Below are 25,118 nucleotides of genomic sequence, written 5' to 3'. Positions count from 1 at the left end.
GTCCGGGTTTCAGGCTTTGGCGGCCGCCAGATAAGCTCCCAACCGCCGTCCCATCTCTTCGCCCAACGCCTGCAACCCGCTCAGCGGCCGCACCATCACCTCGAACTCGACGATCTTGCCCTGTTCATCGAAGCGGATCATGTCGATGCCCTTGAGCTCTTTTGAACCCACTTTGGCGCTGAATTCCAGCACCACATTCAGGCCATCGGCTGTCGCCAGTTCACGGTGGTATTTGAAGTCTTCAAACACCTCGAACACGGTATTGAGGATCATCGAAACCACCGGCGCGCCTGGATAAGGCGTGTGGGCCATGGGCGAGCGGAACACCGCTTTGGGACCGAGCAATTCGGGCAGGGCCTTGAGATTGCCGGTGCGGATCATTTCGTGCCAGCGGTTCAGGGATTCGGCGGCGTTGGTGTGCAGGTTCAAATCGGACATGGTTTCACTCCTGTATTTTTGTTGTTCTTGGCGCGGCGCCCATGACTCTAGATCAAAGCGGCGCGATGGAAACCCTCTGTACCGATCTGAATATCGCCCCATGCGTCAGCCCGATCCATCTGATCCGCTTTTTCCTGTCGAATCTGCATCTGTAACCATCTCAGCCACGGGCCCAAAATGGCCCTGCCGTTCGGCCATACGCGACGCGCTTCATTCCGAAGCGCCCGGTGCGCCGGACATTCAGTATTCAGGAGGCCTTCATGGCTAAGATGGCGATTTTCCTCGGCGGCTTTCTTGTGTTGACCATCATGATTGGCGTCCTTGCCACGATTTCTCCGGTCTGACGATCAGCTGTTGCGTTGCGGCATGCAGCGTTCTTCAACGTTTTGAAAGGAACCTGATCAAGGCGCCCCGAACAGCATCGTCCAGTAAACCCCTTCATCACTGCGCGCCTCACTGGCATATCCGGCGCCGACCTGGGTGAACATCGGGTTCATCAGGTTGGCGCAGTGTCCGGGGCTGGCCAGCCAGCCGGCCATGGCCTTGCCCGGTGAGCTTTGTCCGGCGGCGATGTTTTCGCCGATCTGCCGGCCACGGTAGCCGGCCGCACGGGCGCGATCTGCCGGGCCGTCGCCGTCCGGGTCGCGGTGGGCGAAGTAGTTGCCGTAGGCCATGGCCTTGCTGTGCCCTTGGGCGGCGGCGCCAAGGGCCGGGTTCCAGCTCAACGGGCGGGCGGCGGCGAAGCGCTGGCGGCCGCACATGCGCGGTCGGGCGCGGGCGGCGTTGACCTCGGCCAGCAAGGCCTTGCCGACACTGCGGTTGTCGCCGACGCGACTGTCGAGCACCGGCCGGGCCAGCACCACCTGCCATTCGCTGCGGGCGCGGCTGATGCCGATGTCGGCGTATTGACCGTCGAGCAGCGCGCCGCAGTAATCGTCTTGCAGCATTTCGAACGCCTCTTCGGCGTCCTGTGCGCCGACGATCCGGATGCTGCGCACCGCCACGGCGGCATAGCCGGAGTCTTTCAATCGTTCGCGCAATCCACCGCCGTAGCCATAGCCGACCGGCAACGCCAGATTCGACTTCAACGTCAGCGGCGCCAGCCGTTGGGCCGGGCGACGGTCACAACGTTGCGGATGGGCGCGGTAGTCGTTGATGGCGGCCACCAGTTGCCGCTCGGCGCCGGCGTGGGCAGAGGGAGAAAGCAGGGGAGAAAGGATCAACAGGCACAGCGAAACGAAGCGAGACGAACGAACGGCGTGGCGCATGGGACGCAAAGCTCTGAACAAAGACAAGGCTGAAGGAAAGTGAACCGCAGAACGCGGCGCGGGTAGGACTGGCCTTTTTGCACTTGGTTCACGAAGCAGCGCCGGGTTTCATCGACTGCCGACGAAGTGCTCAGCGATTCAACGCATCCTCGATCCATTGCAGGTATTGCGGCCGTTCGGAAATCGAATTGTGTGCCGAATCCGCCACCACTTTGAGCGTGGCCACACCGTCGGGAAAACTGTGCAGCAAGCGCTCGGTGCTGGCCCGTGGAATCACCTCGTCGTCGCTCGCCGCCAGCAGCAACGTCGGCACGCGGATGTGCGCCGCGTACTGGCCCGACCGGAAACGATCCTTGAGCAACCACTGCACCGGCACCCACGGGTATTGACGGGCGGCGATTTCCTCGAGGCTGTTGTAAGGCGTGACCAGAATCAACCGTTCCACCGGTCGCTGGCTGGCCAGCCGCACCGCGACCCCGGAACCGAGGCTGCGCCCCAGCAGCGCGACCTGCGGATGACTGGCATATACCTGATCGAACAGCGCCAGCGCATCCTCGGCGATCGCTTCTTCGGAGGGCGAACCGCCGCTGCCACCAAAACCCCGGTAATGCAGCAGATACAGCGAATAGTCAGGAAACGCCTCGGAAAACTCCGGCAGATTGCGCGAAACATCCTCGGCATTGCCGCCGAAATAGATCAGCGCTCTGGGGCCGGCGCGCTCGCGCACCGTCACGCGGATCTCGGCGTCGGGCATGGCCAGCGTCAACCGTGACTCCGGCGAATCGAGGGCGGCGGGCTGCGGAAAATAGATCAGCGCCCGCTGAAACACGAACAGCGCCGCGCACAGGATCAAGTACACGGCGAGGATCAATGCGACGAGTGACAACAGGGTTCTGGACATTCGACTAACGTTAACCGGGCGCGCAGGTTGGCTGTCGCAGTGTAGTCCAACGGTTTTGCGGGCTGCATCCAAACACAAGGTGCAACAGATCCACAGGGCAAGGGCGCCAGCATGAACCACACTGAGGGATATTCCCGCCGCCGGTTGCTGACGCTGGCAGCCGGGGTGTCAGCGGTTTTCACCTTTGACCGGGCGCTGGCCGCCATTACGTCGCCGAACGCCACAGGAGCCCAGACCATGCAGACCCGCGCCATCCCTTCGAGCTCCGAGCCACTGCCGCTGGTGGGGTTGGGCACTTATCGCGGTTTCGACGTCGGCCCTGGCGATCCGGTCTACAAACAATTGCCGGCGGTGCTCGGCGAGCTGTTCAAAAAGGGCGGCACGATGATCGACAGCTCGCCCATGTACGGCCGCGCGGAAGAAACCACCGGTGAATTGCTGTCGATCCATGAACCGCGCTCACCGGCATTTCTGGCGACCAAGGTCTGGACCCGTGGCCGCGAAGAGGGCATTGCGCAGATGGAGCAGTCGTTCAGCCTGCTGCGCACCGAGCGCATCGACCTGATGCAGATCCACAACCTGCTCGACTGGCAAACCCACCTGCCGACCCTGCGCGACTGGAAAGAGCAGGGCCGCATCCGCTACATCGGCATCACCCACTACACGCCTTCGGCCTATGACGAGGTCGAAGCGGTGCTCAAGGCCGAGCCGCTGGATTTCCTGCAAATCAACTACGCGCTCGATGATCGCGGGGTCGAGAAGCGCATCCTGCCGCTGTGCCGCGAGCGTGGGGTGGCGGTGATCTGCAACCGGCCATTCGGCGGTGGCGACCTGCTCGCGCGGCTCAAGGGCAAACCGCTGCCAGGCTGGGCGGCGCAAGTCGGGGCCAGAAGCTGGCCGCAACTGGCGCTGAAATTTCTATTGGCGCATCCGGCGGTGACTTGTGTGATTCCCGGCACCAGCAATCCGCTGTACATGGCCGACAACGCCGGCGCCGGGTTCGGGCTGATGCTGACCGATGCGCAGCGTCAGCAGTTGATTGCCTTGGTCAGTTAGTCGCCTGGGTCATCCAGATTGTCGATGTGCTTGAAGCGCTCCACCAGAAAATCGATCAGGCTGCGAACCCGTGCCGACAGGTGCAGCTGTTGCGGATACACCGCGTACACATCGGCGCGGGTCGGGGTCTGGTCTTCCAGAACCAGGCGCAAACGGCCGCTGCGCACGTAGCGGGCGATGTCCCATTCGGCACGCAGCAGAATGCCATAGCCTTCCAGGGCCCAATTCAAAGCCACCTCACCATCGTTGCAACCCAGGGCACCGCGCACTTTGATGTTTTGCGTCCGTCCGCCGTCAGTGAAACTCCAGACGCCGTAGGGCGTTTCGTTCTGCCGCAGGAATATACAGTTGTGTTGCGGCAGGTCCGACAGTTTCTGTGGCACCCCGTGTTTCTCCAGATACAGCGGCGAGGCACAGAGCAAGCGGCGGTTGGAGGCGATCTTGCGGGCATGAAATGCCGCGTCGGGCAGGGTGCCGAAACGGATCCCCAGATCAAAGCCGTGGGTCGTCAGATCCAGTGGGTGGTCGCTGATTTCCAGCTGGATTTCCACCTCCGGGTATCGGGCAAAAAACGCCGCCAGGGCCGGACCGATGTAGCGACGACCAAAGCCCAGCGAGGCATTGACCCGGATCAGCCCTTTAGGGGTTGCCCGGCTGGCGCCGATCAACTGCTCGACCTCGTCGATCTGCGTCAGGATCCGCGCCGCATGGGAAAAATACAGTTCGCCTTCTGCCGTGAGACTCATTGAGCGCGTGGTGCGATTGACCAGCCGCACACCCAGACGAGCCTCCAGCGCACTCAGGCGTTTGCTTACGGCTGGAGGCGTCACACCCAATTCCCGAGCCGTGGCGGCCAGGCTGCCTTTGTTGGCCAGCAAATGAAAAAACGACAGATCGAGGGTCTGGCTCATTGGTAACTCAAAGTTATGGATGTAGTGATTTTCTGTAACTCACCGCTTTCTGGTCACTACATATACTCCGATCACACCCCGCCTGACAGCCCTGTCCGGCAGGCAAAACAAAAACGTGAAGAGAGTGGAGTTGACCATGAGTGCATACAAGATTGCAGCGGTTCCGGGTGATGGCATTGGTGTGGAAGTGATTGCCGCCGGCGTCGAAGTACTACAAGCCCTGGCGAAAAAATCCGGTTTTGAACTGGATTTCAAACACTTCGACTGGAACTCCGACAACTACCTGAAAAACGGTCACTACATTCCTGAAGGCGGCTTGCAGGAACTGAAAACCTTCGACGCAATTTTCTTCGGTGCGGTCGGCGCACTCAATGTGCCGGATCACATTTCCCTGTGGGGCCTGCGTCTGCCGATCTGCCAGGGTTTCGATCAATACGCCAACGTGCGTCCGGCCCGCGTGCTGCCGGGGGTGAAAAGTCCGCTGCACAACGGTGAGCAGATCGATTGGGTCGTGGTCCGGGAAAACTCCGAGGGCGAGTATTCCGGCAACGGCGGCCGCGTTCATCGAGGCTTGCCGGAAGAAGTGGCGACCGAAGTGTCGGTGTTCACCCGTGCCGGGGTCGAGCGCATTCATCGTTTCGCCTTCGAACTGGCGCAAAGCCGCCCGCGCAAACATTTGACCATGGTCACCAAATCCAATGCCCAGCGGCACGGCATGGTGCTGTGGGACGAAATCTTCTACGAAGTCGCCAAGGACTTTCCGGACGTGAAGATCGACAAGGAACTGGTCGATGCCGTGACCACTCGCATGGTGCTCAAGCCGGCGACGCTGGACGTGATTGTCGCGACCAACCTGCACGCCGACATTCTGTCTGATCTGGCCGCTGCGTTGTCCGGCAGCCTCGGCATTGCGCCCACGGCCAACCTCAATCCAGGGCGTGATTTCCCTTCGATGTTCGAGCCGATCCACGGCTCGGCGTTTGATATCACCGGCAAAGGCGTGGCCAATCCGATCGCGACGTTCTGGACTGCCGCGATGATGCTTGAGCATCTGGGCGAAAAAACAGCCGCCAAACACCTGATGTCGGCAATCGAGGCAGTCACGGAAAGCGGTCTGCACACCCCGGATCTGGGTGGCACCGCCACGACGCGCCAAGTCACCGACGCGGTGATCGCGCTGATCAACCGCTGATCAACCGCTGATCCCTCTGCAATTCAAATCAGTACTGCGGCACACCGCCGAGGGGCGTATCGCGCCCCTCGGCATTTCCTGACAACAATAAAAAATCAGGGCCCTGTCATGAAAAGAATATTCGGCAAACTTTACGTACAAGTCCTTGTCGCCGTGATCCTCGGCGCACTCATCGGCGTGCTGGTGCCCGAGACCGGCACCGCGCTCAAACCCTTGGGCGACGCCTTCATCAAACTGATCAAAATGCTGCTGGCACCGGTGATTTTTCTCACGGTGGTGACCGGTATCGCCCGCATGGAAAACATGAAGGAGCTGGGTCGGGTCGGCTTTCGTGCTTTGATTTATTTCGAGGTGGTGTCGACGCTGGCGCTGGTCATCGGGCTGATCGTGGTGGACGTGTTCAAGCCTGGCGCGGGCATGAATGTCGATGTCGCCAGTCTCGACACCAGCAGCCTGGCGACGTACACCACAGCGGCCAAACATGCGTCGTTCATGGATTTTGTGATGGGCATCATCCCCGACACGATCGTCGATGCATTTGCCAAGGGCAATGTTTTGCAAATCCTGTTGTTTTCGATCCTGCTGGGCATCGCCCTGGCCCATGTCGGGCCGCGTGGCAAGGTGTTTGTCGATGCGCTTGAGAGTCTGATGCAGGGCATGTTTCGAATCGTCAACATGGTCATGCGTCTGGCGCCGATTGGTGCGTTCGGCGCCATTGCCTTCACCATTGGCAAGTACGGTTTCAGTTCGCTGTTTTCGCTGGGAAAACTGATGGCCTGCGTTTACCTGACCTGTGCGGTGTTCGTGATTTTTGTGCTCGGCCCGATCTGCCGTTACAGCGGTTTCAGCTTGTGGAAATTCCTCAGGTTCATCAAGGAAGAGCTGTTTACGGTACTCGGCACCAGCTCCTCGGAGTCGGTGCTGCCGCAGATGATCTCGAAGATGGAAAAGGCCGGCGTATCGAAACCGGTGGCCGGGATGATCATCCCCTCGGGGCTGACCTTCAACCCGGACGGCCAGGCCATCTACTACACCATCGCGGCGATCTTCATCGCTCAGGCGACGAACACACCGCTGACGCTGACCGACCAATTGATTGTGCTGGCGGTGTTGATGTTCACCTCCAAGGGCTCGGCGGGGGTAACCGGTTCAGGGTTCATCATACTGGCCGCGACATTGGCCTCGCTCGGCACGATTCCGGTGGCAGGCATGGTGCTGTTGCTCGGGGTCGATCGCTTCATGTCGGAGGCTCGGGCAATCACCAACACCATCGGTAATGGCGTGGGCACCATGGCCATCGCCAAATGGGTCGGGGCGCTCGATAGCGAAAAAATGCACAGGGCGCTCAATGGCGAGGCCGAGGAACGGAGTGCGCAGGTGCCGGAAGCCGAGATCACTCTCCACGCCAGCGAATCTCTGCGCCCAGGCCTTGAGCGCGTGGCCGCCAGGTAGACGAATCGGATACAGCAACCGCAGGTGCCATGCCGTCTCAGGCACAAAAACGCCCGGCTCACGCCGGGCGTTTTTCATTCGGTTTCAGATCATCTCAGGCAACGCATCCAGAACCTTGTCCAGAGTAATCGGATACTCCCGCACCCGTGCACCGGTGGCGTTATAGATCGCATTCGCCACCGCCGCACTCACGCCGCAGATCCCCAGTTCACCGACCCCCTTGGCTTTCATCGGCGAGGAAATGGGGTCGGTTTCATCGAGGAAAATCACCTCCTGATGCGGGATGTCGGCATGCACCGGCACTTCGTAGCCCGCCAGGTCATGGTTGACGAAAAAGCCCTGGCGCTTGTCCACCGCGAGTTCTTCCATCAATGCTGCGCCGACGCCCATGGTCATCGCGCCGATCACCTGGCTGCGGGCCGATTTCGGATTGAGAATCCGCCCGGCGGCGCACACCGCGAGCATGCGCCGCACGCGGACTTCGCCGGTGGCGGCATCGACGGCGACTTCGACGAAGTGCGCGCCGAAGGTCGATTGCTGGTACTGCTTGGCGAGGTCGGCGAATTCGATGCTGTCCTCGACTTCGATCGGGGCATGTTGCGCGGCCTCGCGTAACGGCACGTTCTTGCTGCCCAGTCGCACGTGGCCATCGGCAAACTGCGCATCACCCGCACTCATGCCGAGTTTGGCCGTGATCGCTTCGCGCAGTTTCATGCAAGCCGCGTAAACCCCGGCGGTCGAGCAATTGGCGCCGAACTGGCCGCCGGAGCCTGCCGACACCGGGAAATTCGAATCGCCGAGTCGCACCACCACATCGTCCAGGCTGACCCCCATCATTTCCGCTGCAGTCTGACCAATGATCGTATAGCTGCCGGTGCCAATGTCGGTCATGTCGGTTTCAACGGTGATCTTGCCGTCGCGCTCCAGTCGTACCCGTGCGCCGGACTTCACCAGCAGGTTGTTGCGAATCGCCGCCGCAACGCCCATCCCGATCAGCCAGCGACCTTCGCGACGGGTGCCGGGCGTCGCATTGCGCTTATCCCAGCCGAAGCGTTCGGCACCGGTTTGCAGGCATTCGATCAGGCGTCGCTGGGAGAACGGCCGCTCGGTTTTCACCGGATCGACCTGCGTGTCGTTGAGGATGCGGAACTGGATCGGATCGAGTTTGAGCTGTTCCGCCATCTCGTCCATGGCGATCTCCAGTGCCATCAGCCCCGGCGTTTCACCCGGTGCGCGCATGGCGTTGCCTTCCGGCAGATCGAGCGGCGCAAGGCGCATGGTCACCAGGCGATTTTCTGCGGCGTAGAGCAACTGACTCGGCTGCGCCGCGACTTCGACCTTGCCGTCGGCGAGGTTGCCCGACCAGCCTTCATGGGCGATGGCGGTGAGTTTGCCGTCAGTCGTGGCGCCCATGCGAATGCGTTGAATGGTGGCGGGTCGGTGGGTGGTGTTGTTGGCGATCTGCGGGCGGGCGAGGGCGACCTTCACTGGCCGGTTCGCCAGCCGTGCACCCAGAGCGGCGAGGATCGCGTCGGCGCGAATGAACAGCTTGCCGCCGAAACCGCCACCAATGTACGGCGAGATCAACCGCACGTTTTCCTTGGGCAGGCCGAGGGTGGCGGCAATGTCGCCGACGCTCCAGGCGATCATCTGGTTGGAGGTCCAGAGCGTCAGTTGATCGCCTTTCCACGCGGCAAGTGTCGCGTGGGGCTCCATCATCGCGTGGGACTGATCCGGCGTGGTATAGGTCTGATCGAATTGCACGGGTGCGGCGGCAAAAGCGCTGGCGAAATCGCCGTGTGTGACGTCCGGCAATTCGTCTTTCGGCTCCACGCCCTGATCGCGCACGCTGGCCAGATCAAATTGGCCCTTGTCTTGCGCGTATTCGACGTTGACCAGTTGCGCAGCGGCCCGCGCCTGTTCGAAGGTTTCGGCGACCACCAGCGCTACTGCCTGGTGATAGTGCTGCACTTGCGGCCCGGCCAGCAGGTGTGCGGCGTTGTATTGGCCTTTGCCGAGCTTGCCGGCATTGGCGGCGGTGACGATGGTCAGCACGCCCGGCGCGGCGCGGGCGGCCTCCAGATCGATGCGGGTGATGCGACCCTTGGCAATGGCCGAACCGACCATCACGCCATAGGCCTGATTCTTGACCGCCTCATGTTGCTCGTAGGCGTAAGGCGCCTGGCCGCTGGTTTTCAGCGGACCTTCGATGCGGTCGGTGGGTTTGCCGATGACGTTCAACTGATCAATTGGGTTGGTCGTGGCGGGCGTGTCGAATTTCATGCTTCGTCCCTCGCTTGGGCCAGCACCGAGGCAATCGTGCGCTCGACCAATGTCACTTTGAACTGGTTGTCAGAAGTAGGCGTGGCGCCGTCGAGCAGGCGCGCACTGACGGCTTTCGCACCTTGCGGCAGCAGCGCTTCCGCCGCTTCGACTCGCCAGGGTTTCGGCGCGATGCCACCGACGGCGATGCGGCCGCTGCCATCCTTCTGCAGGATCAGGCCGACGGAGACCAGGGCGAAGGCGTACGACGAGCGGTCGCGCACCTTGTGATAGACATGGGTACCGCCCACTGGCGCGGGCAGGGTGACGGCGGTAATCAGCTCGCCCGGCATCAGACTGGTTTCGACATTCGGTGTGGTGCCGGGTAATTGATGGAAATCCGCCATGGCGATGCGCCGGGTGCTGCCATCGGCCTTGAGCGTTTCGACCTGGGCATCCAGCGCCCGCATCGCAATCGCCATGTCACTCGGATGGGTCGCAATGCAGGCGTCGCTGACGCCGATAATGCCGAGTTGTCGACTGACCCCGCCAATCGCCGCGCAACCGCTGCCGGGATTGCGTTTATTGCAGGCTTGATTGGTGTCGTAGAAATACGGGCAGCGGGTGCGCTGGAGCAGATTGCCGGCGGTGGTCGCCATGTTGCGCAACTGGCCCGATGCACCGGCGAGCAAAGCGCGGGACAGCAGCGCGTAGTCTTTCCGGACGCGGCTGTCGGCGGCCAGATCGGTGTTGCGCACCAGTGCGCCGATGCGCAAGCCGCCGTCTTCGGTGGCTTCGATCCGGTCGAGGCCCAGGTGATTGACGTCAATCAGCTGCTGCGGCGTTTCGATGTCGAGCTTCATCAAGTCCAGCAGGTTGGTGCCGCCGGCGATGAAACGCGCACCTTCGATTTGTGCAGCTTGAGCGGCGGCTGCGGCGGGAGAGTCGGCGCGGCTGTAATTGAACGCTCTCATGCTGGCACCTCCGCGACTTCGCTGATGGCTTCGATGATGTTCGAATAGGCGCCGCATCGGCAGATGTTGCCGCTCATGCGTTCCTGCAATTCGCTGGCGATCAGTTGCGGTGCGTCGGTGAGGCTGGCGCTGGCGTGACTGGGGATGCCGTCGCGGATTTCCTGAAGCACGGCGACCGCCGAGCAGATCTGCCCCGGCGTGCAGTAGCCGCATTGATAGCCGTCATGCTTGACGAACGCGGCCTGCATCGGGTGCAGGTGGTCCGGCATGCCGAGGCCTTCGATGGTGGTGACTTTGGCGCCGTCCTGCATTACCGCCAGGGTCAGGCAGGAATTGATTCGCCGGCCATCGACGATCACCGTGCAGGCGCCGCACTGGCCGTGGTCGCAGCCCTTTTTGCTGCCGGTCAGCTGCAGGTGTTCGCGCAGGGCGTCGAGCAGGGTGGTGCGAGTATCAACCTCCAGCGCCTGTGGCTTGCCGTTGACTTCGATGGTTACTTTGGCCATGGCCGGTTGCTCCAGGCTGGCCGCGTAGGCCTTGAGGCTGATGAAAGGGGGCATCGCGAACGCGGTTGCGGTCACGGCACCGAGAATCAGGAAACGGCGTCGGGAGATCGCCATTGGCGGATGGTCGTTCATTGGCTTGGCTTCCTCTATCAGGTCGGCAGGGTGTGAAAGACCCGCACGGGTACGCTGGCGTGGTTGCCAGTCTCGCTCTGTTCTAGGAGTGACCACGCTGGAGAGGAAAAGGTTTTCTTTGATTTGCGCATGGCCTCATGCGCGCGGTTCATGAATCGACAGAATGAACGCGGGTGCCTTGGCTGTGAGCCAGATCGCTCTCACAACCGAGACACCCAAGATCTCAATGCGCGCCGACCACCATGGACGTAAACGGCGCCACATACGCCTGCAACGTCACCAGACCGCCGACCAGGATTGCCAGCACGATGGAATGGAAGAACACGTAACGCAGGATTTCCCCTTCATGCCCGTACCAGCGAGTCGCCGTCGAGGCGACCACGATCGACTGCGCGTCGACCATTTTGCCCATCACTCCGCCGGAGCTGTTGGCCGCCGCCATCAGGACCGGGCTGATGCCCAGCTGTTCCGACGTCACCCGTTGCAAGCCGCCAAACAGCACGTTGGACGCGGTATCCGACCCAGTCAGTGCTACGCCAAGCCAGCCGAGCAAGGTGCCGAACATCGGGTAGAAAATCCCCGTGGCAGCGAATGCCAGGCCCATGGTCGCGTCCAGCCCCGAGTAGCGGGTCAGGAATCCCAGCGCCAGCATCGCGGCAATTGTGATCAGCGAAAAGCGCACCACCCACAGTGTGCGAAGGTACTGTTTGATCAGTTGGGGGATCGAGTAGCCCATCAGCAATCCACCGACAATCGCCGCGAGCAGGATGCCGCTGCCGGTGGCAGTGAACCATGTGAACTTGTACACCGCCTCTTCAGCTTTCGGCGCGGCGACCACCGGCGGGACTTTTTCGATCTGCAGATGCAGGGAGCTGAAAGTCACGGCCGGGGCGAACACCGGATTGGCCTCGCGCAGCGGTTTGCCCTGCGGATCGAGCCTGGCCGATTGGCTGACGGGATCAATCGCCGGACGGGTGTCGAACATGTTCTTGAAACCCTGGGTGCCCCAGGCAAACACGAACACCGTGAGGATGATCCACGGCATCCACGCGCGCATCACTGCCGGGCGCGCCTGATCGCTGAATGCGGCGCTGGCCGTGACCTTTTCTTCGTCGACCTTCGAGTCGTCATGCCGCCCCGACAGCGCGGCCGAGGTGTGGACGGTTGCCGGTTTCCACACCTTGAGGAACAACGTCAGGCACGCCATGGAAATCAGCGCGGCGATCACGTCCACCAGCATCGGCCCGTGGTAGTTCGAAACCAGAAACTGCGGGATGGCGAAACTGACGCCCGCCACCAGAATCGCCGGCCATACCTCCAGCATCTTGCGCCACCCGGCGAAGGCCCAGATCAGCCAGAACGGCACCAGCACCGAAAAGAACGGCAGCTGCCGTCCCACCATCATCGAGAGCTCCATCTCATCCAGCCCGGTGACCTTGGCCAGCGTAATGATCGGCGTGCCCAGTGCGCCGAAGGCCACCGGCGCGGTGTTGGCGATCAGCGCCAGACCGGACGCTGCCAGTGGCGAAAAACCAAGACCGATCAGAATGGCGCCGGTGACCGCCACCGGCGTGCCGAATCCGGCGGCACCTTCAAAGAAGGCGCCAAAACAGAAGGCGATCAGCAGCAATTGCAGGCGCCGGTCGTCGGTGATGCGGGCTAGCGAATCCTGCAACACCTTGAACGAGCCGTTCTCGGTGGTCAGGCGATGCAGAAAAATGATGTTGAGCACGATCCAGCCAATCGGCAGCAGCCCGTTGGCCGCACCGAACAGCGCCGCCGAACCGGCCATGTTGGCGGGCATGCCGAAGGCGAAGATCGAGATCAGCAGTGCCGAGGCCAGCGCCAGCAGTGCGGCCAGATGCGCCTTCACATGAAAGAAGGCCAGCGCCGCCAGCATCACCACCACTGGAACGGCGGCCATGATCGTGGAAATCACCGGATTGCCGAACGGGTCATAGACTTGTTGCCAGACCATGTCGCACCTCTACTTGTTGTTTTTGAGGGGCAGATCCTTTGCGCGTTGCAAGCAGTATAGGTGGCATTTGGCCGCCGCTCGGGCGAGGCGGGCGAGGCGATCAACGGTCATCGGCGGTCGGTGAATCATCGTCGTTTTCCCCGGTCGTATCTGCGGCAGCGCACACCGCGCCTCTTCGGTGCGGGCAGCGCTGCCGTTTCCGTCGTCAAGACCTTGGTTTTAGGGAAATTCTGAATGATGCGTGCAACAAGCCTGCTGCTGACCGTTTCCGCCGCTGTACTGCTGGGCGGCTGTGTGGCGGATTTCGATGATGACCATCGCCATGGCCGGCATTACGACCGCGATCATGGCCGTTATTACGATCACGACCGGCGCTGGGACGACCGCGATGACGACCGCCGCGACGGGCGTCGTTATTACCGCGACCGGGATGATGACTGACTGAAACGAAGAGGGCGTTCCCCGACGGGAACGCCCTCTGGCATTAAAAATGAGCGCTCGCCCGGACGCTGGATCGCGCAGGCACTGAGGCCTCGATGTCCAGCAAATGGGTGGCGAGAATGTCGCTCAGAAACCGGAACTGATCGTTGAGGCCGACCACTTCATTGCTGAAATGATTGCTCGCGGCGGGCATCAACAGATCTTCGAAGGCTTCGTCGAACACCAGCGCCTGGGTCTTGCGCGACACGGCGTGCTGATCGTAGTAGTTGCTGCCGAAGACCGGGAAACTCACGGCGAGGGTGACGGTATTGATCATGATGTGAACTCCTCGTGCTGTGTGTTTCGGATGGGCTAATCGTGCCTTTGGCGAGCAACATGCGGAAGGCAATCGTCGCGATGGTGAATATTGACGGCATTGATGGTTGGACCGGAGCGGCCCTGACCAGCGGATAAACGGCGCACCGCACGCACCTATACTCATGTCATCTCCCCCGGATTCTTCAGGTCTTGCGACCAAAGAACAGATAAGGACCGCCACCGTGAACCTGCGTGCGCTGCTCGTCGCCGCACTGGTGTTGCTGGCCGGCTGCGCCACCACGGCGCGGGCCCCGGTGACCGCGCCGGCGGTGGTGGTTTCGCCGGCGACCTGGCAGCAGATCGACCGGGAAATCGTCAGCGCCTCGAAACAGGCCACCGAGCAGGTCAAGGTGTTCGCCCGTGGCTCGATGGAACATTGGCGCATTCGGGTCTATGAGCAAACTGAAGAAAATTTCATCCCGTGGTTCAGCAGTTACTGGACCCAGGAATGGCTGTCGATGAAGGTCAGCTGGTACACGATCAGTGCCAGCGGCGAGCAGGATGCTTCGGCCAAACGTCTGGCGGCCTATCTGCTGGAGCAATATCAGGAACGCGTGCTGGCGCCGGTGGCGGTGGAGATCGACCCGGACGCGATCCTCGGCCAGTCCACCGCGTTCTACGCGCAACTGATGGCGCAGCAGATGCCAGTCATTGCCCAGCGCCACGGCGTGCCCATCGCCCAGCTCAACGGACGATTGCAGAAAATCCCTGCCATCGCCCTTGGCCCGCCGCCGGCGAGGGATGCTTCGCTGTATCAGGTTGTCAGCACTGAACCGTTGAACACGCTGCCGGCCTACGCGGCGCTGATCGACAAGATCCACACCGACGGCGGCTCCAAAGGCGTGGCTTCGACCGAATCGGCCATGGCGCCGGTGGCCAAGCGCGCCAGTCAGCGCATGGAGGCGGAAATGGCCCCGCGCGGCGCGGCCAGTGCGGTGGCGGCAGCGGCAGGCAAACTGGCCGGGGCGCTGATTTCGGTCGGGGTGGCGGGCGTGCGCGCAATCATTCAGGCCAACGACCGCCCGGACAGCGAAGCGCTGATCCGCAGCAGCCTGGGCAACACCTTCGACAAGGCCTGGCTGAAACTGGTGCAAAACCCGACCACCGGCGTGATGGCCGGCACGCTGCACATGGCGGCGCAGGTCGAGGGCAATCTGGGCGGGCGAGATGAACCGTCGGTCGGGTTGGGCGTCAACCGTGTCGAATGGCGGCCGCCCGAGTCGACTACTCAGCAGATCGAACCCACCCTGCAAGGAGAATGATCATGGCTTACATCGATGTTTTCGTGGCTCCCGTGCCGAATGCCAACCGCGAACAGTACAAAAAACACTGCGAAATCGCCGCGAAGCTGTTCAAGGAATACGGCGCGCTGGAGGTGATTCAGGGCTGGGGCGATGACGTGCCGGACGGCAAGGTCACCTCATTCCCGATGGCCGTAAAACTCAAGGAAGGCGAAGTCGTATCGGCCGGTTGGCTGGTCTGGCCGGACAAGGCCACCCGCGACAGCGGCATGGCGAAAATGATGGAAGACCCGCGCATGCAGCCAGACGTCAATCCGATGCCGTTCGATGGGCAGCGGATGATCTTCGGTGGCTTCAAGGACATTCTCGAACCTTGATGCCGCGTTGCCGGGTCACTCCGCCGACGGGGTGATCCGGCAGCCTTTGCGGTTGCGGATCTGCTCGTCCGTCGGCCGCTCGCGGACGAATTCGAAACGCGGCTCACCTTCGCTGTAATGCACCAGCCAGCCCCATTCCAGTTCGCTCTCATCCTGTCCGGGATTCGGCGGTCGGGCCCACCAGGGTTCTTTGCTGAGGATCTCGCGCATGACGTCCTCCGGTTGATGGCAATCGTTGAACTATAAACCCCATGCCGAGAGTCGCCAGAAACGGGCGTGTAGAATCCAGGGATCTCGACGAACGAAGGAGCGTGGCCATGACGGACGAAACGCGCGGGGATCAACCGTTCAAGCGGCTGTTCTTCGCCCTGGACTGCCCGCCGGCGCAGCGCAAGGCGATTGCCCAGTGGCGCAGCGAACTGGGGTTGCGCACCGGCAAACCGGTGCCGGCGGACAACTTTCACCTGACACTGCTGTTTCTCGGCGCGGTGCCGTTGGCGCAGATTGGCGAAGTCTGTGAGGCGGCGGCGAAGGTACGTACGCCGGGGGAGGCGCTGAGGATTTCGCTGGATCGGTTGCAGGTCTGGCGCCGCGCCGGGGTGTTGTCGCTGGCGCCGGAGCAGGCGCCGCAGGGATTGTTGCGGCTGGTTTACGCGCTGGAGCAGGCGATGTTGCCGTTCGGATTTGAAGAGGCGACGCGCGAGTATCGTCCGCACCTGACACTGGCCCGGGACTATCGGGCGCCGGAACCGGAATCCGCCACGCCGCCGGAGTTCTTCCTGCGGGCTGAACGCTTTGCGCTGTTCGAATCCCACAAGGGCCGCTACCGCTCGCTGGCCGATTGGCCACTGATCTGAGCCCACAAAAAAAGGCGCCCGAGGGCGCCTGAATTCACCTGAACCGAGGAAGCCAGGTGAGGCCGTTCAGAGCAGGGGGCAGCGGTGGTAAGGCGCTGCATGAACGGAAACTTTCTAGACTGATCGCTGACTGTCTGATCGTTCCCACGCTCCGCGTGGGAATGCAGCCCGGGACGCTCCGCGTCCCTTCCGGAGCTGGAACGCGGAGCGTCCCTTGAGGCATTCCCACGCAGAGCGTGGGAACGATCATCGGTGGTGCCATTACTTGCCGAGTTTCACGCGGGTCCAGCCCCGGGTCATGATCCGCTGGGTGGCAATCGGCTGATCCGGCACCGCATACAACGTGGCCATCACCGCTTGCGGCGGGTACGAGCCCGGGTCGTTGCGGATCGCTTCGTCCACCAGCGGCGTCGCGGCTTCGTTGGCGTTGCTGTAGCCGATGCTGTTGGTGACTTCGGCGATGATGTCCGGGCGCATCAGGAAGTTCATGAACAGGTAGGCGTTCTCGACGTTGGCGGCATCGCGAGGGATGGCGACCATGTCATAGAAACTGCCGGCGCCTTCCTTGGGAATGCTGTAGTCGATCTCGACCTTGTTGCCCGATTCCACCGCGCGGGCCTTGGCCTGCAGCACGTCACCCGAGTAACCGACCGCCACGCAGATGTTGCCGTTGGCCAGATCGGAGATGTACTTCGACGAATGGAAATACGCCACCGACGGCCGGATTTTCATGAACAGCGCTTCGGCTTCGGCGATGTGCTTCACGTCCTTGTCGTTCACCGGATAACCCAGGTAGTGCAGGGCGGCCGGGAGCATTTCGGTCGGCGAGTCGAGGAAACTGATGCCGCAGGCCTTCAGCTTCTCGGCATTCTCCGGTTTGAACAGCAGATCCCAGGAATTGGTCGGCGCATTCTTGCCGAGCACTTCCTTGACCTTGTCCGGGTTGAAGCCGATGCCGATCGAGCCCCACATGTACGGGAACGCGTGGGCGTTGTCTGGATCACTGGCGGAGGCGTTTTTCAGCAGCACCGGGTTGAGGTTTTTCCAGTTTGGCAGCTTCGATTTATCCAGAGTCTGGTAGACCCCGGCCTTGATCTGCTTGGCCAGGAAACTGTTGGACGGCACCACGATGTCGTAGCCGGATTTGCCCGCGAGCAGACGTGCCTCAAGGGTTTCGTTGCTGTCGAACACATCGTAGGTCACGCGGATGCCGGTCTCGTCCTCGAACTTCTTGACGGTGTCCGGGGCGATGTAATCCGACCAGTTGTAAACGCGCAGCACCTTGTCGTTGGCCTGGGCGCCCGTGGCGATTGCGCCCAATAAGGACAGTGTCAGCAGAGTCCTGCCAAACATTTTCATCGGTGAAACTCCATTCTTTTTATTCAAAAGCTTTTAAGCCAAAGCGCAAAGCCGTAAAACGCGACGGCCCTAGGCCGTCGCTGCCACTCGTTGAGGTTGCTGCCACGATTCGTTGGCGGTCTGATCCATGGCTTCCTGAATCGCCCGCTTGCGGTTGGCTTCTGCCTTGCGGCCGAAGTACCAGACCAGGAAGGTCACCAGCGACACTGCCAGCAGAATCAGGCTGGCCACGGCGTTGATCTCGGGCTTAACGCCCAGACGCACGGCCGAGAAGACTTCCATCGGCAGGGTCGTCGAACCCGGGCCCGAGACGAAGCTCGCCAGCACCAGGTCATCCAGCGACAGGGCGAACGACATCATGCCGCCCGCCGCCAGCGACGGCGCGATCATCGGGATGGTGATCAGGAAAAACACCTTGAACGGTTTCGCGCCCAGATCCATCGCCGCTTCTTCGATCGACAGGTCCAGCTCGCGCAAGCGGGCGGAGACTACCACCGCCACATAAGCGGCACAAAACGTGGTGTGGGCGATCCAGATCGTGACGATGCCACGCTCCTGCGGCCAGCCGATCAGTTGCGCCATCGCCACGAACAGCAGCAACAGCGACAGACCGGTGATCACCTCAGGCATCACCAGCGGCGCGGTGACCAGACCACCGAACAGCGTACGACCCTTGAAGCGCGTTACGCGGGTCAGCACGAAAGCGGCGAGGGTGCCCAGCGCCACGGCGGCAATCGCGGTGTAGCAGGCGATTTCCAGCGAGCGCACCACCGAGCCCATCAGTTGGGTGTTGTCGAGCAGGCCGACGTACCACTTCACCGACCAGCCACCCCAGACCGTCACCAGTTTCGAGGCGTTGAACGAGTAGATCACCAGAATCAGCATCGGCAGATAAATGAACGTCAGGCCGAAGATCAACATGAACTTTGCAAAACCGAAGCGTTTCATCCCCGTGCCTCCATCTCTTTGGCCTGGCTGCGGTTGAACAGCAGAATCGGCACAATCAGGATCAACAGCATCACCACCGCCAGCGCGGACGCCACCGGCCAGTCGCGGTTATTGAAGAACTCTTGCCACAGCACGCGACCGATCATCAGGGTCTCCGGGCCGCCCAGCAGTTCCGGAATCACGAACTCGCCCACCACCGGAATGAACACCAGCATGCAGCCGGCGATGATGCCGTTCTTGGCCAGCGGCACGGTGATTTTCCAGAAGTTGTTGAAGTTGCTCGAACCCAGATCCTGCGCGGCTTCCAGCAGGCTTCCGTCGTGCTTCACCAGGTTGGCGTAGAGCGGCAGCACCATGAAAGGCAGGTAGGCGTAGACCACGCCGATATACACGGCCGTGTTGGTGTTGAGGATCTCGATCGGGTGATCGGTGAGCCCGGTCCACATCAGGAACGCGTTGAGCAGACCGTTGTTGCTGAGGATGCCCATCCACGCATACACGCGGATCAGGATCGCGGTCCAGGTCGGCATCATGATCAACAGCAGCAGGACGTTTTGCGTTTCCTTGCCGGTCTTGGTGATCGCGTAGGCCATCGGGAAACCGATCACCAGGCACATCAGCGTACTGAGCAGCGCCACCTTCAACGACCCGAGGTAGGCCGACAGGTACAGCTCGTCTTCGCCGAGCAGGGTGTAGTTGCCGATGTTCAGCAGCAGCTGGAATTTCTGTTCGGCGTAGGTGTAGATCTCCGAGTACGGCGGGATCGACAGCGCGGCTTCCGAGAAACTGATCTTCATCACCAGGAAGAACGGCAGCATGAAGAACAGGAACAGCCAGATGAACGGGATGCCGATGACGAACTTTCGCCCGCTGGGCACCAGACGCAGGAATTGCTGATTGAAGGTTCTCATGAGCGCAGTACCACGCCGCTGTCGTCTTCCCACCAGACGTAGACCTTGTCGTCCCAGGTCGGCCGCGCGCCACGGCGTTCGGCGTTGGCCATGAACGACTGGACGATCTTGCCGCTCGGCAACTCGACGTAGAACACCGAGTGGCCGCCGAGGTAGGCGATGTCATGCACCTTGCCTTCGGACCAGTTGTAGCGGGTCTCCGGCTTGATCGTGCTGACGAGCATTTTTTCCGGACGGATCGCGTAGGTGATCGACTTGTCCTGCACCGAAGTGCTGACGCCATGACCGACGTAGATCTTCTGCTGCAAGTCCGGGCTGTGGATGATCGCGTGACCTTCAAGGTCCTCGACCACGGTGCCGTCGAAGGCGTTCACGTTGCCGATGAATTCGCAGACCATGCGGCTGACCGGCGCTTCATAGATGTCGACCGGGCTGCCGATCTGGGCGATCCAGCCCAGGTGCATGATCGCGATGCGCTCGGCCATGGTCATGGCCTCTTCCTGGTCATGGGTCACCATCACGCAAGTCACGCCGACGCGTTCGATAATCTCAACCAGTTCCAGCTGCATTTGCGAGCGCAGCTTTTTATCCAGCGCGCCCATCGGTTCGTCGAGCAGCAACAGCTTCGGACGCTTGGCCAGCGAGCGGGCGAGGGCCACGCGCTGACGCTGGCCGCCGGACAGCTGATGCGGGCGGCGTTTGGCATATTGGGTCATGTGGACGAGGCGCAGCATTTCTTCGACGCGGGCGTCAATTTCGCTGGCCGGCAAACGGTCCTGCTTGAGGCCGAAGGCGATGTTCTGCGCAACAGTCATGTGCGGGAACAGGGCGTAGGACTGGAACATCATGTTGATCGGCCGCTCGTACGGCGGCATGTCGGTGATGTCGACACCGTCGAGCAGAATGCGTCCTTCAGTCGGCCGTTCGAAACCGGCGAGCATGCGCAGCAGGGTCGATTTGCCCGAGCCGGAGCCGCCGAGCAGGGCGAAGATTTCGCCCTGATGGATCTCCAGGGACACATCGTCCACCGCCGTGGTTTCGTCGAACTTCTTGGTGACTCGATCGACTTTCACCAGAACCTTTTTCGGTTGCTGATGACCTTCAAGAGCCTTCCTGTAAGTGCTGGAGGCGTTTGCCATGTGAAACTCCCAACAGGTTTCAGTCGCCGGGCCAACGCGGCCTGGCTTAAGAGTGGATTGCAGACCCGCACCGTGCGGGTTGTTCGGCGCCGCCGTCCTGGCTGCCGGGTGGTGCTTTTTGTTTTCGCGGTGTGTTGCTGATCGCGGATGACGGATGCGCAAGCGCGCAACCGCCGACCCCGCGGGGGCAGTAAATGGTTTTGCAATCTTTGGGTGGCGTCAGCGCTGGTTGCGTCGCGCCGCACGCTGGCGGCAAGCCTCGCCGAATGCCTGGAAAATCCGCAGGTAGTTCGGGTTGTCCAGCACCTGCCATTCCGGGTGCCATTGCACGCCGAGGGCGAAGGTCGGGCTGTGCTCCACCGAGACCGCCTCGATCAGGCCATCCGGCGCCACGGCTTCGGCGCGCAGGCCGGGAGCGAGGCGGTCGATGCCCTGACTGTGAATCGAGTTGACCTGGAATTCACCCGGCAGCTCCAGCGCTTCGAACACACCACCCGGCAATACCTTCACGGCGTGGGCCGGGGCGTATTGCACGGCGACGTCCGGGCTGTCGGCTTCGCGGTGATCGAGCATGCCCGGCAGCTCATGCACCTTCTGGTGCAGGCTGCCGCCAAACGCCACGTTCATTTCCTGGAAACCGCGGCAGATGCCGAGTACCGGAACGCCCGCCGCGATGGCTGCACGCAATAGAGGAAGGGTAGTGGCATCCCGCGCCGGATCGTGGTCCGTGCCGGGAGCGCTGTCCGGGCCCTGATAGTGGAAAGGCTCCACGTTGGACGGCGAGCCGGTCAGCAACAGACCGTCGAGCTGACCCAGCAGGTCTTCGATTTCAGTCAGTTGGCCAAGGGAAGGAATGACGACGGGCAACCCCAGCGCCGCAACGCTGACAGCGCGAACGTACTTGTCGCCGCTGATGTGATAGGGGTGCAGGCCAATCTGTTTGACGCACGCAGTAACGCCGATCAATGGCTTGAATGCCATTTTTATTCACCTCGAAGTTTGACACTTGAACGAGCTTTTCCGGAGCTTAGCCTCGTTGATTTTAATTAACAACTCCCATGTAAAAAATTCTAAACGCCGCTCATCAAATCTTTATCAAGACCGGGGCTCTGGCGCCTGTATTGGCACGAGAGTGTTAAAAAAAGCCCGAAAAATAAACGCTGGGCGGCCCTGTGTTCGCTATTGACTTCACTTTGCCGTTCGGGTTGACTGGCTCAGCGAAACAGCAGTGAACATAATAATTAACAGCTAAATAGGTGCATCATGTCGGTCCCTCTGCGTGCCGTTCAACTCAACGAAGCAAACGCATTCCTTAAGAAACATCCTGAGGTTTTGTACGTCGACCTTCTGATTGCAGACATGAACGGTGTGGTGCGCGGCAAGCGCATCGAGCGCACCAGTCTTCACAAGGTTTACGAGAAAGGCATCAACCTGCCGGCCTCGCTCTTTGCCCTCGACATCAATGGCTCCACGGTGGAAAGCACCGGCCTGGGCCTGGACATCGGCGACGCCGACCGCATCTGCTACCCGATCCCCGGCACCCTGAGCATCGAGCCCTGGCAGAAGCGTCCGACCGCGCAACTGCTGATGACCATGCACGAACTGGAAGGCGAGCCGTTCTTTGCCGACCCGCGTGAAGTGCTGGCCAACGTGGTGCGCAAGTTCGACGCACTGGGCCTGACTATCTGCGCCGCGTTCGAACTCGAGTTCTACCTGATCGACCAGGATAACGTGAACGGCCGTCCGCAATCGCCGCGTTCGCCAGTCTCCGGGAAGCGTCCGGTGTCGACCCAGGTCTACCTGATCGACGACCTCGACGAGTACGTCGACTGCCTGCAAGACATCCTCGAAGGCGCGAAGGAGCAGGGCATTCCTGCCGACGCCATCGTCAAGGAAAGCGCCCCGGCGCAATTCGAAGTCAACCTGCACCACGTGTCCGACCCGATCAAGGCGTGCGACTACGCCGTCCTGCTCAAGCGTCTGGTGAAGAACATCGCCTACGACCACGAGATGGACACCACCTTCATGGCCAAGCCGTATCCGGGCCAGGCGGGCAACGGTCTGCACGTGCACATTTCGATCCTGGACAAAGAAGGCAACAACATCTTCGCCAGCGAGGATCCCGAGCAGAACGCCGCGCTACGCCACGCGATCGGCGGTGTGCTGGAGACCCTGCCTGCGCAAATGGCTTTCCTGTGCCCGAACGTCAACTCGTACCGCCGCTTCGGCGCACAGTTCTACGTGCCGAACTCGCCGAGCTGGGGCATCGACAACCGTACCGTGGCTGTCCGTGTGCCGACCGGTTCGCCGGATGCCGTGCGCATCGAGCACCGTGTCGCCGGTGCCGACGCCAACCCGTACCTGCTCATGGCTTCGGTGCTGGCCGGTATCCACCACGGCCTGACCAACGAAATCGAGCCGGGCGCCCCGGTTGAAGGCAACAGCTACGAGCAGAACGAACAGAGCCTGCCGAACAACCTGCGCGACGCCCTGCGTGAGCTGGACGACAGCGAAGTCATGGCCCGCTACATCGACCCGATGTACATCGACGTGTTCGTCGCGTGCAAGGAAAGCGAGCTGGCCGAGTTCGAAAACTCGATCTCTGACCTTGAGTACAACTGGTATCTGCATACGGTGTGAGGCCTTTAAAAGCCCCTCACCCTAACCCTCCCGATACGTCGGACCGCCCGGAGGGAGAGGGGACTGACCGAGTTGTCTCGGGATTTCCGGCGACCTGACCGATCCAGTCGATTATGGATTCGGAAGAGATGTTTCAGGTCGGCGGAGCTCTCCAGCATCCCCCGGTCGGTCCCCTCTCCCCCCGGGAGAGGGCTAGGGTGAGGGCAGCCATCTCAAGCCGAACACACACACACCAGACACCCCCAAATTCCCCCGCGTCGAGCCACCACCATGACAACGACCCGCAACGACTGGGAACAACGCTTCCAGTCCCTGACCCTCGAATCCCGTGCCTTCATCAACGGCGAATACCGCCCGGCCATCAGCGGCGAAACCTTCGAATGCCTGAGCCCCGTCGACGGCCGTTTCCTGGCCTCCGTCGCCAGCACCGATGAAGCCGACGCCAACCTCGCCGTCGAAGCCGCGCGCCAATCCTTCAATTCCGGCGTGTGGGCGAACAAGGCCCCGGCCGAACGCAAACGCATCCTGATCCGCTTCGCCGACCTGATCCTGCAACACCAGGAAGAACTGGCGCTGCTCGAAACCCTCGACATGGGCAAACCGATCAGCGACTCGATGAGCATCGACATCCCGGCGACCGCCAACGCGATCCGCTGGAGCGCCGAAGCGATCGACAAGATCTACGACGAAGTCGCCGCCACCCCGCACGATCAACTCGGTCTGGTCACTCGCGAGCCGTCCGGCGTAGTTGCTGCGATCGTGCCGTGGAACTTCCCGCTGATCATGGCCAGCTGGAAATTCGCCCCGGCGCTGGCGGCAGGTAACTCGTTCATCCTCAAGCCTTCGGAAAAATCCCCGCTGACCGCGATCCGCATCGCGCAACTGGCGCTGGATGCCGGCATTCCGAAAGGCGTGTTCAACGTCCTGCCAGGCTTCGGTCACACCGTCGGCAAGGCGCTGGCGCTGCACATGGACGTCGATGTGCTGGCCTTCACCGGCTCCACCGCGATTGCCAAGCAACTGATGATTTATGCCGGCCAAAGCAACATGAAACGCGTCTGGCTCGAAGCCGGGGGCAAGAGCCCGAACGTGGTGTTTGCCGACGCACCGGACTTGCGCGCGGCAGCACAAGCGGCGGCCGGCGCCATTGCGTTCAACCAGGGCGAAGTCTGCACCGCCGGCTCGCGCCTGCTGGTGGAGCGTTCGATCCGCGAGCAATTCATCCCGCTGCTGGTGGAAGCGCTGCAAGCGTGGAAACCGGGGCACGCCCTGGATCCGGCGACCACCGTCGGCGCCGTGGTCGATCAGCGTCAACTGGACAACGTGCTGCGCTACATCAGCATCGGCCGCGAGCAGGGCGCCGAACTGATCGCCGGCGGCCGACGCACCCTCGAGGAAACCGGCGGCACTTACATCGAGCCGACGATTTTCGACGGCGTGACCAACGCCATGACCATCGCCAAGGAAGAAATCTTCGGCCCGGTGCTGTCGCTGATCACCTTCGACACCGTTGAAGAAGCACTGCACATCGCCAACGACAGCATCTTTGGCCTCGCTGCCGGGGTCTGGACCAGCAACCTGAGCAAGGCTCACACCTTCGCCCGTGGCCTGCGCGCCGGCAGCGTGTGGGTCAACCAGTACGACGGCGGTGACATGACCGCGCCGTTCGGTGGCTTCAAGCAGTCGGGCAACGGTCGCGACAAATCGCTGCACGCGTTCGACAAGTACACCGAGCTGAAAGCGACCTGGATCAAGCTCTAATTCTATTTACAACGGTG

General features: G+C 61.7%; 24 protein-coding genes. 9 read left to right on the top strand and 15 right to left on the bottom strand.

Annotated features, from left to right (window positions below; all coding sequences use genetic code 11):
- Positions 1 to 9: 9 nt before the first annotated feature.
- The 3 genes from CAF80_RS20035 to CAF80_RS20020 all read right to left on the bottom strand — a co-directional run bounded on the left by CAF80_RS20035 (position 10) and on the right by CAF80_RS20020 (position 2,607).
- Positions 10 to 438: a nuclear transport factor 2 family protein gene (locus CAF80_RS20035; RefSeq protein WP_074687811.1), complete on the bottom strand. Its 429-nt coding sequence runs from the start codon at positions 436 to 438 to the stop codon at positions 10 to 12.
- Positions 439 to 839: 401 nt separating this feature from the next.
- Positions 840 to 1,706 (bottom strand): CAP domain-containing protein, encoded by an 867-nt coding sequence (locus tag CAF80_RS20025; RefSeq protein WP_039770949.1) that lies wholly within the window; start codon positions 1,704 to 1,706, stop codon positions 840 to 842.
- 130 nt (positions 1,707 to 1,836) lie between these two features.
- Positions 1,837 to 2,607, bottom strand: coding sequence for an alpha/beta hydrolase (locus CAF80_RS20020; RefSeq protein WP_074687812.1), 771 nt, complete (start codon positions 2,605 to 2,607; stop codon positions 1,837 to 1,839).
- A gap of 111 nt (positions 2,608 to 2,718) precedes the next feature.
- On the opposite strand from CAF80_RS20020, the gene CAF80_RS20015 reads away from it, so the two are divergent.
- The gene (locus CAF80_RS20015; RefSeq protein ID WP_085667827.1) at positions 2,719 to 3,663 is read left to right on the top strand and encodes an aldo/keto reductase; all 945 of its coding nucleotides are present in this window, start codon (positions 2,719 to 2,721) and stop codon (positions 3,661 to 3,663) included.
- Here CAF80_RS20015 and CAF80_RS20010 read toward each other — a convergent pair.
- Positions 3,660 to 4,574: a LysR family transcriptional regulator gene (locus CAF80_RS20010; RefSeq protein ID WP_039770944.1), complete on the bottom strand. Its 915-nt coding sequence runs from the start codon at positions 4,572 to 4,574 to the stop codon at positions 3,660 to 3,662. The two genes, CAF80_RS20015 and CAF80_RS20010, sit on opposite strands and share 4 nt — an antisense overlap.
- 136 nt (positions 4,575 to 4,710) lie before the next feature.
- On the opposite strand from CAF80_RS20010, the gene CAF80_RS20005 reads away from it, so the two are divergent.
- The gene (locus CAF80_RS20005) at positions 4,711 to 5,766 is read left to right on the top strand and encodes a tartrate dehydrogenase (RefSeq protein ID WP_039770942.1); all 1,056 of its coding nucleotides are present in this window, start codon (positions 4,711 to 4,713) and stop codon (positions 5,764 to 5,766) included.
- A gap of 108 nt (positions 5,767 to 5,874) precedes the next feature.
- Entirely contained in the window at positions 5,875 to 7,218 is a 1,344-nt protein-coding gene (locus tag CAF80_RS20000; RefSeq protein WP_039770940.1) for a dicarboxylate/amino acid:cation symporter, read from the top strand.
- 84 nt (positions 7,219 to 7,302) lie between these two features.
- Here CAF80_RS20000 and paoC read toward each other — a convergent pair whose 3' ends face one another.
- The 4 genes from paoC to CAF80_RS19980 all read right to left on the bottom strand — a co-directional run bounded on the left by paoC (position 7,303) and on the right by CAF80_RS19980 (position 13,070).
- On the bottom strand, positions 7,303 to 9,501 hold the full coding sequence (gene paoC / locus CAF80_RS19995) for an aldehyde oxidoreductase molybdenum-binding subunit PaoC (RefSeq protein ID WP_085667826.1): 2,199 nt from the start codon (positions 9,499 to 9,501) through the stop codon (positions 7,303 to 7,305).
- Positions 9,498 to 10,454, bottom strand: coding sequence for a xanthine dehydrogenase family protein subunit M (locus CAF80_RS19990; RefSeq protein ID WP_085667825.1), 957 nt, complete (start codon positions 10,452 to 10,454; stop codon positions 9,498 to 9,500). The genes paoC and CAF80_RS19990 overlap by 4 nt, the downstream gene beginning before the upstream one ends.
- Complete coding sequence (paoA, locus tag CAF80_RS19985; RefSeq protein ID WP_371916420.1) at positions 10,451 to 11,074, bottom strand: aldehyde dehydrogenase iron-sulfur subunit PaoA; 624 nt, start codon at positions 11,072 to 11,074, stop codon at positions 10,451 to 10,453. The genes CAF80_RS19990 and paoA overlap by 4 nt, the downstream gene beginning before the upstream one ends.
- A gap of 241 nt (positions 11,075 to 11,315) precedes the next feature.
- Positions 11,316 to 13,070 carry an L-lactate permease gene (locus tag CAF80_RS19980; protein ID WP_085667823.1) on the bottom strand — a complete coding sequence of 585 codons (1,755 nt, stop codon included), beginning with the start codon at positions 13,068 to 13,070 and terminating at the stop codon, positions 11,316 to 11,318.
- A 234-nt stretch (positions 13,071 to 13,304) separates the two neighbouring features.
- Here CAF80_RS19980 and CAF80_RS19975 point away from each other — a divergent pair, with 234 nt between their 5' ends.
- The gene (locus CAF80_RS19975; protein WP_039770932.1) at positions 13,305 to 13,511 is read left to right on the top strand and encodes a hypothetical protein; all 207 of its coding nucleotides are present in this window, start codon (positions 13,305 to 13,307) and stop codon (positions 13,509 to 13,511) included.
- Positions 13,512 to 13,554: 43 nt separating this feature from the next.
- Here CAF80_RS19975 and CAF80_RS19970 read toward each other — a convergent pair whose 3' ends face one another.
- Complete coding sequence (locus CAF80_RS19970) at positions 13,555 to 13,827, bottom strand: hypothetical protein (protein WP_039770930.1); 273 nt, start codon at positions 13,825 to 13,827, stop codon at positions 13,555 to 13,557.
- Positions 13,828 to 14,050: 223 nt separating this feature from the next.
- On the opposite strand from CAF80_RS19970, the gene CAF80_RS19965 reads away from it, so the two are divergent.
- Both CAF80_RS19965 and CAF80_RS19960 read left to right on the top strand, forming a co-directional pair.
- Positions 14,051 to 15,130 carry a hypothetical protein gene (locus tag CAF80_RS19965; RefSeq protein WP_085667822.1) on the top strand — a complete coding sequence of 360 codons (1,080 nt, stop codon included), beginning with the start codon at positions 14,051 to 14,053 and terminating at the stop codon, positions 15,128 to 15,130.
- Positions 15,131 to 15,132: 2 nt separating this feature from the next.
- Positions 15,133 to 15,486 (top strand): DUF1428 domain-containing protein, encoded by a 354-nt coding sequence (locus tag CAF80_RS19960; protein WP_039770926.1) that lies wholly within the window; start codon positions 15,133 to 15,135, stop codon positions 15,484 to 15,486.
- Positions 15,487 to 15,501: 15 nt separating this feature from the next.
- On the opposite strand, the gene CAF80_RS19955 is transcribed toward CAF80_RS19960, so the two are convergent.
- Positions 15,502 to 15,696: a hypothetical protein gene (locus tag CAF80_RS19955; protein WP_007957125.1), complete on the bottom strand. Its 195-nt coding sequence runs from the start codon at positions 15,694 to 15,696 to the stop codon at positions 15,502 to 15,504.
- Positions 15,697 to 15,803: 107 nt separating this feature from the next.
- On the opposite strand from CAF80_RS19955, the gene thpR reads away from it, so the two are divergent.
- The gene (gene thpR, locus CAF80_RS19950) at positions 15,804 to 16,343 is read left to right on the top strand and encodes an RNA 2',3'-cyclic phosphodiesterase (protein WP_085667821.1); all 540 of its coding nucleotides are present in this window, start codon (positions 15,804 to 15,806) and stop codon (positions 16,341 to 16,343) included.
- 261 nt (positions 16,344 to 16,604) lie between these two features.
- Here the strand turns inward: thpR and CAF80_RS19945 are convergent, their stop codons facing one another.
- The 5 genes from CAF80_RS19945 to CAF80_RS19925 form a co-directional block, all read right to left on the bottom strand.
- Positions 16,605 to 17,702: a polyamine ABC transporter substrate-binding protein gene (locus CAF80_RS19945; RefSeq protein ID WP_039770922.1), complete on the bottom strand. Its 1,098-nt coding sequence runs from the start codon at positions 17,700 to 17,702 to the stop codon at positions 16,605 to 16,607.
- Positions 17,703 to 17,771: 69 nt separating this feature from the next.
- Positions 17,772 to 18,650: an ABC transporter permease subunit gene (locus tag CAF80_RS19940; protein ID WP_074687818.1), complete on the bottom strand. Its 879-nt coding sequence runs from the start codon at positions 18,648 to 18,650 to the stop codon at positions 17,772 to 17,774.
- The gene (locus CAF80_RS19935; RefSeq protein WP_064595393.1) at positions 18,647 to 19,561 is read right to left on the bottom strand and encodes an ABC transporter permease subunit; all 915 of its coding nucleotides are present in this window, start codon (positions 19,559 to 19,561) and stop codon (positions 18,647 to 18,649) included. Before CAF80_RS19935 ends, CAF80_RS19940 begins: the two co-directional genes overlap by 4 nt.
- Positions 19,558 to 20,700 carry a polyamine ABC transporter ATP-binding protein gene (potA, locus tag CAF80_RS19930; RefSeq protein WP_007957110.1) on the bottom strand — a complete coding sequence of 381 codons (1,143 nt, stop codon included), beginning with the start codon at positions 20,698 to 20,700 and terminating at the stop codon, positions 19,558 to 19,560. The genes CAF80_RS19935 and potA overlap by 4 nt, the downstream gene beginning before the upstream one ends.
- A gap of 219 nt (positions 20,701 to 20,919) precedes the next feature.
- Positions 20,920 to 21,681: a gamma-glutamyl-gamma-aminobutyrate hydrolase family protein gene (locus tag CAF80_RS19925; RefSeq protein ID WP_074687819.1), complete on the bottom strand. Its 762-nt coding sequence runs from the start codon at positions 21,679 to 21,681 to the stop codon at positions 20,920 to 20,922.
- Between the two features lie 282 nt (positions 21,682 to 21,963).
- Between CAF80_RS19925 and CAF80_RS19920 the strand changes: the two genes are divergently transcribed.
- The gene (locus CAF80_RS19920) at positions 21,964 to 23,340 is read left to right on the top strand and encodes a glutamine synthetase family protein (RefSeq protein ID WP_011333558.1); all 1,377 of its coding nucleotides are present in this window, start codon (positions 21,964 to 21,966) and stop codon (positions 23,338 to 23,340) included.
- A 270-nt stretch (positions 23,341 to 23,610) separates the two neighbouring features.
- Entirely contained in the window at positions 23,611 to 25,101 is a 1,491-nt protein-coding gene (locus CAF80_RS19915) for an aldehyde dehydrogenase (RefSeq protein ID WP_064595397.1), read from the top strand.
- Positions 25,102 to 25,118: the final 17 nt, after the last annotated feature.

Source organism: Pseudomonas sp. B34(2017), assembly GCF_002112915.1.
Taxonomy (GTDB): Bacteria; Pseudomonadota; Gammaproteobacteria; order Pseudomonadales; family Pseudomonadaceae; genus Aquipseudomonas; species Aquipseudomonas pharyngis.
The sequence above is the reverse complement of the archived record's forward strand: the minus strand, read 5'-3'. Positions and strand labels throughout refer to the sequence as shown.